The organism is Nostoc sp. (assembly GCF_036919615.1).
In the GTDB taxonomy this organism is placed as follows: Bacteria; Cyanobacteriota; Cyanobacteriia; order Cyanobacteriales; family Nostocaceae; genus Nostoc.
The window spans coordinates 71,478-78,744 of record NZ_JBALCN010000070.1 but is presented as its reverse complement, the minus strand read 5'-3'; the positions used below and the strand labels follow the sequence as shown (position 1 = coordinate 78,744).

5 protein-coding genes and 1 pseudogene are annotated in these 7,267 nt (G+C 41.0%); 2 read left to right on the top strand and 4 right to left on the bottom strand.

Going from position 1 to position 7,267, the window contains the following annotated elements:
- Positions 1-23: 23 nt before the first annotated feature.
- Together V7K48_RS20600 and V7K48_RS20595 are read right to left on the bottom strand one after the other, a co-directional pair.
- Entirely contained in the window at positions 24-323 is a 300-nt protein-coding gene (locus V7K48_RS20600; protein ID WP_335075069.1) for a hypothetical protein, read from the bottom strand.
- 729 nt (positions 324-1,052) lie between these two features.
- Complete coding sequence (locus V7K48_RS20595) at positions 1,053-2,177, bottom strand: THUMP domain-containing class I SAM-dependent RNA methyltransferase (RefSeq protein ID WP_335075068.1); 1,125 nt, start codon at positions 2,175-2,177, stop codon at positions 1,053-1,055.
- Between the two features lie 236 nt (positions 2,178-2,413).
- Here V7K48_RS20595 and V7K48_RS20590 point away from each other — a divergent pair.
- Positions 2,414-2,500: pseudogene (locus V7K48_RS20590) on the top strand (VapC toxin family PIN domain ribonuclease); the annotation flags it as partial.
- Between the two features lie 400 nt (positions 2,501-2,900).
- Here V7K48_RS20590 and V7K48_RS20585 read toward each other — a convergent pair.
- Positions 2,901-4,343, bottom strand: a complete 1,443-nt coding sequence (locus tag V7K48_RS20585) for a hypothetical protein (RefSeq protein ID WP_335075067.1) — start codon at positions 4,341-4,343, stop codon at positions 2,901-2,903.
- A 381-nt stretch (positions 4,344-4,724) separates the two neighbouring features.
- Here V7K48_RS20585 and V7K48_RS20580 point away from each other — a divergent pair, with 381 nt between their 5' ends.
- Complete coding sequence (locus V7K48_RS20580) at positions 4,725-6,197, top strand: AAA-like domain-containing protein (protein ID WP_335075066.1); 1,473 nt, start codon at positions 4,725-4,727, stop codon at positions 6,195-6,197.
- Positions 6,198-6,366: 169 nt separating this feature from the next.
- Here the strand turns inward: V7K48_RS20580 and V7K48_RS20575 are convergent, their stop codons facing one another.
- Positions 6,367-7,257, bottom strand: coding sequence for a UTP--glucose-1-phosphate uridylyltransferase (locus tag V7K48_RS20575; RefSeq protein WP_335075065.1), 891 nt, complete (start codon positions 7,255-7,257; stop codon positions 6,367-6,369).
- Positions 7,258-7,267 lie beyond the last annotated feature (10 nt).

Genomic DNA, 7,267 nt, shown 5'->3' with positions numbered 1-7,267 from the left:
GAAAACGCTCTAAATTGGTTTAATCATTGTGGTCTATTTTTTGAGCCTATTCGATAGTTATTTTTGTGGTTTTTTTGATCGCAAACTGCTGTAAATAGGGCTGACTCAGTTTCTGATTCATCTTCAAATACAGCAGAGATGTACCATTCACAGGGCGAACCATTCGTATATTCAGCCCAAGCAATTGTTGCTGTTTCACCTGATGGAATCCCTGACTCACCCAAGCTAAATGAAGCCCACTCTTCATCATCGACAGATACCCATAACTCTGTAATTGCCAGTTCGGTTTTATTGGTAACGGTAAACGTGAATTGGTCTGACATAAATAGCCTTTTAACAATAAATAAATTGCAGATTATCAGTCACTGATTATAGTGGGACTTTTTTAAAGCATTTGTGATCTTATACCAATTTTGTATGAAGTTGCATAGAATTAGAAAGCTAAAACCGTTAGTTCATAAGCCTTGCAGCCTTTCATGGATTCATGCAGCTTCACAGTAATTTGGTATTAACTCTCAAAATCTATGCTCAGAAAAGGGTTAAAGTTTTTTTTAGCTCAAGTTAAATTTCTAAAAGAGAATTAAACATCTCATCGACTTATATGAGTCTATTGAGATAGCCAATTCCACGCAACAGCGGATTTATGTCGCGGTTCTCACAAACTCCGACAATATAGCACATCCCCAGTGTCACTAAATTTTGAGGCAATGTATTTTTTACTAAGCAGAAGTAGTTGAGAGCGATCGCCTTAAACATACTACAAACCGGAAATTGCAAAATCTGATCGATTCTGTCTTAGTACAGTTTTGCATAAAAGCGTAGCGTTTTTTATGCAGGGGAACGCATTAACAATGCGACCGACGCATTAACATGATATCGGGATTCATTGGCATTGCAGAGGGACGCATTAACAATGCAACCAACGCATTAACATTGTATCGGGATTCATTGGCATTGCAGAGGGACGCATTAACATTGTATCGGGACGCATTGGCATTACAAGGTATTGCCTTTTTTTAATTCGCTACGAATTAATGAAATATGAGCTGTACTTAGTAAAGCTCATATTTCATTAACTGACAGGGCAGCGTTCCGTTGTACACTGCAATCCGTTGGGATGATTTTAGTCCAATCGATTGAGACAGTTCCTTGTTGCCACTCAGCACAAATGCAGTCCAGCCTTTGAAGCGTTGTTTCAGCACATCGCCCAAAAGTTTGTAAAATGCCCCCAAATCGCTATCTCGCCCCAGCCGTTCGCCATAGGGTGGATTGCAGAATAAAATTCCACTGTCTGCGGGGGCGACAACATCGGCAAGCTCCATTTGAGAAAACCATACATGGTTATCAACGCCGCAATTTTGAGCATTGTTAATCGCTTGCTCGATTATATTTTCATCGCGATCGCTTCCCCAAATAGGTGCAGTCAGGGTGTCCAGTTGGCTATCCTTAGCTTCTTGGAGTAGCTTTTCTAAAAGAGACAGATCAAAATCGAGCCAAGTTTCAAATCCAAAGCAATCGCGAAACAGCCCTGGTGCTATGTTAAGTGCCTTTAAGCTAGCTTCCAGGGGTAAAGTGCCAGACCCACAGAGAGGATCGTAGAACATCTGGTCTGGCTGCCAGCCCGAAAGTTGAATCAGGGCAGCAGCCAGAGATTCCTTTAGTGGGGCTACTCCAACCGCAGGGCGGTAGCCTCGGCGGTGCAGACTATTTCCAGAACTGTCGAGTTTGACGGTACAAAAGTCGCGTTCAATATGAACATTGATCCGCACATCTGGTTCATAAAGTTCTACATTTGAACGCTCACCCAGATTTTCATGCTGCTGATCAACGATCGCATTTTTGACTTGGAGAGCCGTGAAGTGGGTGTGGTTCAGGTGATCGTTTTTGCCCGTGGTATTCACTGCCAGCGTCATGTCTGGCGTCAAATAGTTTAGCCAATCGATGCTCTGGATGCCGCGATAGAGATCCTTGGCATCAAGGCAAGGAAACTCATGGATATTCACCAAGATTCGGAACGGCAGCCTAGCCCAGAGGTTGACGCGATAAAGTAGAGTGCGATCGCCTTCAAAGGCGACACCGCAAAATCCTGGCTCTACAGAATAGGCTCCCAATTGCTCTAACTCTTGAGCCGCGAGGGTTTCTAATCCGCGAGCAACCGTTGCAAAATACTGATTCATCCTCTAATCCAAAGCATTGTTTTCAATGCTGACCCATTGACGCACTTTAGCTTAACTCATATTAAGACTGTCTTTACAAAATTAGCGTCGGCAAAGCCCGTCGTAGCAGCTTATATCATGTCCGCTTAAAGACTTATCGTTTAGACGGCAGGGGGAAAGAGACTTTTCCGATTTTTGCACAGATGCGGTAATCATAAGTGATTAACCGGACATGATATTACTTGCAAGAATCAGGAGCGATCGCCACTCTGGATCAGGATTTTGATATCTATCGACGCTATCGTAAACAGCCTTTTGAAAGAGTTTTTCGTCCGCATTCTTAAAATTTGCCGATCGCATTGACACTTCAGAAGGTGCGTTAGCCAAAGCGTAACTTAAAGATCAAGCGAGCACACTCCATAACGCACATAAAAAAACGATCGCACTTCAATCAAAAAGAGCGATCGCTTGACTTTTAAGACAGTCGCTACAAGATAGGCGATCGCAAGTTTTAGTATAGCAAGAAGATAGTAATAGTGCTTTATTATCTTCTTGCTAAGTCTAGTGAAAGCCAAGCCCCTTATGTTTGCATGTTTTCTACTTTCCTTAGTAGCTAACCAGACGAACTAACCAAGCACTAATTTATTTATACCAATTCTGTATGTATGAAGATGCGCCAAAAAAGAATGCAAAGGACACAAAGTAAAGAAAGAAAATTTGACGCAGCCTCACAAAGAAATGGTATTAGAGGTCTGGGCCAAACTGGGGGATACTATCTGGATATTGGGCAGATCCAAAATCAATTTGATGACTGTTAGGATCTTCTGTCAATTCCACAACAATATTTGGATGTCCTTGCAGATCATAAAAATATTCGGAGTTGGCAACTAGAGCAGCCTGAAATATATCTCCTTTCTTAAAGTCAAAAGCAAAAGAGAGATAAACTTTGGGTTCGATTGAGATAGATGCACTGGTATTAGGAGGTACGTTGCTGTAGCCAACAACAAAACGCTCATTCTTGTATACGCCAACTCCATAAGGCCTCTCATTTCCTTTCTTATTAGAAACTGAAATTGTAGTCGGATCGGGAGCATCGCCCGACTGTGTAAGTGTTAGCGCCCCGCTAGAATCATCGATTACGAATTTTTGACCATATTGAGCAGGCAACAGGTTCGTGCTAATTGTAGCAGATGGAAGAGTATCAACTGCTCTAACAGTTATTTCTACGGGAATAACAAAGTCTAAGTTTGAGCCAGGGGCAAGGTTTTTAACTTGCCATGCACCAACAAAGCAATTCTTAACGCTTAGAGGCTTAATGTCTTTCTGGAACACGAGTATAGTTTTATTCGATTGTGATTTGTTCGTGACCCGCATATTAACGCTAGTCTGTATGGCTTTTTCTACAGCTAGACGCGGCCGATTAAGGTCTTGCAATAAGTAAGGAATTTTCGCTGCTGCCGAAATTGCCTCAGACACTCTTAATATCAATCCCTCCACGGCTTCTGGTGTATATGAATTGACCAACAAATTAGCCTGGTCTGCTGCTTGAATTGCTTGGGATAATTCCTCAACAATTGTCGGATATGCTATGCCTGGCTCAATAGTATCCAGATTAGTAGCCCAGGAATTTCCCTTAATTTCTGCACTCCAAGAGTGTCTATCCGCAGAGTATGTCAACCATTTGTAATTAACTGGTTGCAGGTCTGACAAGATTTCTTTAAGAGTAGAGATTGAATACCCACTCGCCTGCTCATAACTAATGCCTGCTTTTAATTGGTTAAAGACTTCTTGTTTAGTCATGGTCGCTGCAAATCCTTTAGCTGCAAAGGCTTTAAAAACTGGTTTTTTCCAAACCACCACATCATCGTTTCCGTTGTCCTTGATATTGAGCAATAAAGTAGAACCATCGACATCTATCACTGTATTTAGGGTGTAGGGAGATTCATCCTTTACCCATACTCCCTTTGGGAGATATCCTGTGAAATCGTAGTTTTTCGTGACGTGGTGACCGCTTTTGTCCCATGTATCTATATCGATGCTCAACAATGTGCCATCGATTTCGGTACTGGTTTGATTGGGTAACACGGTAACCATGTTTCTAGCGTTATTCCCTGCCACTTTATAGAAAATATTTGCGTTGCCACCAGCAGTGGAATTTTTGAATGTTACAGATGCTAGGCTAACCATAGTTTTAATCTCCAAATAAAGTCATCAATTTCGGAATTTTTCGAGTTAAGGGTTTTTTACTCGATTTTGTTCAGTAACTTCTGAACCGCTTATGACTCAATAATGCAGATTTTCTGCTGTCAACACCACCAAAGTTTGCAATTTTAAGAAAAAAGATAAGGATTTAGCATCAGCAATTACCCAAAGTCTTTTGCTATATCGGTTTTAGTTATTGAAGATTTAATCGCTTCAAAATATTAATTAATGTTATCATTAACTTTGAAAAAAAACAAAAGTTAAGAACTATACTGCTGATTTTACTAAATAATCTCTAATTTTGCATAACTTCTATTTAGTAAGCAGATTACTAAACATATTTTTAGACTTTATTAATAGTAAAAAATGCAGTTGCAATCGAAAAATCATCTACGGCGGCGGGGTGCAATTCTTACAGATCAAGGTTTCAGAAAACTCAATCAAGCAAAAGCTGAGGTAGAAATTCAGAAAAACTTTAAGCGATGTACTCTCGAAGACCTCAGTGAGAAAACAGGTTTAACTCCTAATACTCTCAGCAAGGTCTTTACTGGCTCAGTAGGAGTCGATAAGCGAACCTTGGAGTGCTGTTTCAATGCCTTGAATCTAACCTTGTTAAAAGAGGATTATCTTTACCCGTTACCTGAACAAGACAATTTTGCAGAGATTGGCTCAATGTCCCCAGCTGAAATCTGTTTAACTATCAAACCAATCTACGATTCTCCGTTGGAGACACTCGGCGATCGCAGCAATACCTCCCAAACCCACAAAATAGAACGACCACAAGACAATCTGCAACCTCGTCTTCTCACCCCACCAGGAGGGCAGATGCCTCTGGATTCAGTCTTCTACATTGACCGTCCCATCCTCGAATCGCTCTGTTACGAAGCTATCCAGCAATCGGGTGTGTCGATCAACATCCGCGCCCCAAAGCAAATGGGTAAAACCTCGCTAATGACTCGTATCCTGGCTTACTCAAAAAATCTCGGATATAAAACTGTTTCCGTGAGCTTGCAACTTGCCAACGATGAGATTTTACAGAACTTAGAATGCTTTTTACAATGGTTCTGTGCCAGAGTCAGCAAGCAGTTAGATTTACCGAACACTATCGCCAATTTTTGGACTCAATCCTTGGGTAGCAAATCGAACGCCACAGACTACTTCGAGGATGCGATCTTAGTTAACCTTGATCGCCCTCTGGTGATTGCGATCGATGAACTTAATCAGCTGTTTGCCTACCCCGACATTGCTCGTGAATTTCTTCTACTTTTGCGAACCTGGTCTGAGCAAGCTAAAGCAAGGGTAGCAGACAGCAATCCTTGGCACAACCTACGGCTGGTAACGGTTCATTCGACTGAAATCCAGATGAACGTTGCGAGCAATCAATCTTTATTGAATACTGGGCTAGTTATTGAGTTACCTGAGTTTACCCCAGATCAAGTACAGGAATTAGCCCGACGATGGGGAGAGCAAATGACGGCGCAACAGATTAAGAAGGTGATCGCCCTGTTGGGCGGACATCCCTATCGGTTGCAATTGGCATTTTACAATTTACATCACCAGACAATCACCCGAGAACAACTCTTAGAAAATTCTGCGCTCGCCACTGCTATCTATGCAGACCATTTAGAACAGCAATGGTCGAACCTGCAACACTATCCCGATTTATTACCATTGTTTACAGAAATCCTTCGGCAATCAAATCTTGTAGATTGTGAGGCGGTGCAAGCCTCTCAGTTGTACAAGATGGGGTTGGTGCATCTACATGGTATAAAGGTAAGTCTGGCCTGTGAGTTATTTCGTCCTTTTTTCTGCGATCGCTTGCCAAAAAGTTTTCCGTAAGCCTTACTAACAGGATGTTTTAAAAGGGTCTTTTGCTCTTCTAGTTAGCACAGCAAAGTATCTCAGTACATGGCTAAAACTTTGATTTATCGTCGAAGTTAACCCAAGTGAGAACAACAAAATTATACTTCCTGGGACTTTTAAAACATCCTCTAAGTGTTTATTTGAGCTAGGAAACACTTCTAAAATCAATCATTGTCTGGCGATAAGCATCTGGCAAACCTGTATCAAAACACTTACCTTTAACAACATATCCTGTCATTCCCTCTTCCTCACGCAATCTCTCAAGACAAGATGTTAACTGAAATTCACCTCGTTCTCGAAAATTTTGGTTAATATGTTCTGCGAGAAAGTCAAAAATTTTCGGCGTAAGTAAATACAAGCCAAATATACCTAAAAACTCATTTTCTGCCATTGCCTCTACACGTAGATGTTGTTGTGCATACTCAATGGTAGGTTTTTCATAGAGTTGTGTAACTGACAAAATCGAGTTTAACTCTTGCCAAACTCCTGTTACACATCCAGCTTTATGAATAATCTCTACTGGCATTGTAGTTAAACCTACAACGCTTTGATTAACTTGTTCGTAAACATCTAAAACTTGACTAGCACAAGATTTTTCAATGTCAGATGCATAAATGTGGTCGCCCAACATTAACAGAAACGGCTCATCTTGCACCCAATCCTTGGTACAAAATACCGCATGACCATAGCCTAATTGCTCCTCTTGCAATAAAATGATAATTTTGCTACCTAAATCTTCAAGATATCGGCTATATTCTTGATTTTGCAGTGAAAGTTTTTGTAAAAGTTCTTTTTTGGGTGGATTTTTCAATAAATCTTCAAATATTTCTTTGTCATCTGGCTGCACCACGATCGCTACTTCTGCAATTCCAGCACTAATTGCCTCTTCAATAATTGCAAGAATAACAGGTTTTGCCCTACCATCTTGATCAATAATCGGGAAAAGTTCTTTTTTCACAACTTTGGTAGCTGGAAACAAACGAGTCCCAAAACCAGCTACTGGAATCACAGCTTTTCTAACTTTATTTTTTTGCATAAGCAGTTCG

Bases quoted from the DNA above. Each gene is read 5' to 3' on its own strand.
- V7K48_RS20600 (WP_335075069.1), bottom strand. From the start codon at position 323: ATGTCAGACCAATTCACGTTTACCGTTACCAATAAAACCGAACTGGCA.
- V7K48_RS20595 (WP_335075068.1), bottom strand. From the start codon at position 2,177: ATGAATCAGTATTTTGCAACGGTTGCTCGCGGATTAGAAACCCTCGCG.
- V7K48_RS20585 (WP_335075067.1), bottom strand. From the start codon at position 4,343: ATGGTTAGCCTAGCATCTGTAACATTCAAAAATTCCACTGCTGGTGGC.
- V7K48_RS20580 (WP_335075066.1), top strand. From the start codon at position 4,725: ATGCAGTTGCAATCGAAAAATCATCTACGGCGGCGGGGTGCAATTCTT.
- V7K48_RS20575 (WP_335075065.1), bottom strand. From the start codon at position 7,257: ATGCAAAAAAATAAAGTTAGAAAAGCTGTGATTCCAGTAGCTGGTTTT.